The organism is bacterium, from assembly GCA_029210965.1.
Taxonomy (GTDB): domain Bacteria; phylum BMS3Abin14; class BMS3Abin14; order BMS3Abin14; family BMS3Abin14; genus JALHUC01.
In genome coordinates this window covers 1-1,498 of sequence record JARGFZ010000103.1, presented here as the reverse complement: position 1 = coordinate 1,498, position 1,498 = coordinate 1, and the positions used below count along the sequence as shown (strand labels likewise).

1 protein-coding gene is annotated in these 1,498 nt (G+C 52.6%); it reads left to right on the top strand.

All coding sequences use genetic code 11. From position 1 onward, the window contains the following. The coding region (locus P1S59_14450; protein MDF1527426.1) for a transposase at positions 1-1,253 on the top strand (1,253 nt) is incomplete at its 5' end. Between the last annotated feature and the right edge of the window lie 245 nt (positions 1,254-1,498).

The window sequence follows — 1,498 nt, the reverse complement described above, 5'->3', positions numbered from 1 at the left end:
AGATCGCCAGCAATATCCGCGAGACGAGCCGTCTGCAACTGCTAGTTGAAGTCCTGCAGCGAGTGCATCGCATGCTCAGCCAGGGGGATCAAATACGATACAAAGAAGACTTTGAGCCGTACCTGAAAGGAAGCTCGGGGCAGTATGTCTACCGCATCAAGGGAGAAGAGGTCACTGACCATCTTCAACCCATTGGCGTGTTGATGCATCGGCTGGTGGAGGAACTGCGCGCTGACTATGGTCAGGAACTCACTTACCAGATGCTGGTGCGTGTCTTTGAAGAGCATTTCATCCTTGATGAAGACAAGTTGCGCTCCAAACAGGGGGATGAACTGAGCGCCGGAAGCTTGCAATCGCCGGACGACTGGGAAGCGACCTATCGCCGCAAGGGTGGCGAAGGTTACCGTGGCTATGTGGCCAATCTGACAGAAACCTGCGATCCCGAGAATAAGTTCCAACTGATCAACAAGGTACAGGTGGAGCCCAACAACACTGAGGACGCCGACATGCTGAAGGAGGCGCTGCCGGACTTGAAAGAGCGCACCGACGTGAAGCAAATCTGCACGGACGGTGGGTACGGAAGCCCAGATGTGGATGAAGCCATGCGGGAAGCCAAAGTCGAGCAGATCCAGACCGCTATCCGGGGACGCAAGCCTGCGGAAGAGAAGCTGGGATTAGAGGATTTCGATTGGGAGATCGACGACGAAGGTCGACCCCAGGAAGTCACTTGTCCCCACGGGCAGAGGGTTGCAGTGCAGCCAGGGAGAAATGAAGATCGTTATCTGGCCTACTTTGATAGCGTAGTTTGCAATGATTGCCCATTTGTGGATCAATGTCCAACAGAACCTCTCAAGCGCAAGCCCAGACATGTTCTGCGTTTCTCGCAGCAAGAGACAGACCTTGCCTTACGGCGCAAACGAAGTGCTGATATGCGTGCCAGTGGGAAGAACCTGCGTGCTGCGGCCGAGTCAACGATGCGCTCGGTGAAACATCCCTTCAGGAACGGGAAACTTCCTGTACGGGGAAAGCCCCGTGTGAGCATGATGGTCATTGCTTCTGCGGCAACGACCAATATCCGGCGTATTCATGGGTATCAGGAGAAGCTGAGAGAAGAGATAAGAAAAGCAGGAGCCGTTCAGAAACAGATGGAAGAGGCGATCACGAATGTTTTTGTTTCTTTCCTGGGTTTCCTTCAGCGTGGACTATTCAGAAAGATTGATTCGAAAATGGCAACCGTGAGGCTCCCAATCTGAGTTGTTTCAGAGGACTCATGTCATAGTAACCGGATTTACGATGACGAAAAGAAAAGGATGCACAGGGTAGGGGCAGAAAACACTAGAAACACGTGTACCTTTAGAGAAGACGAACATCCACTGCGAGATCAAAGCCGGGTGCTACACGCCATGAGGTAGTGGGATCAAAGAATCGGGAGGTTTAGTTGTCATCTCCTGGAACAACAATCGAGATCATGGCTTCATCGCCTTGATCCTGTCCGACC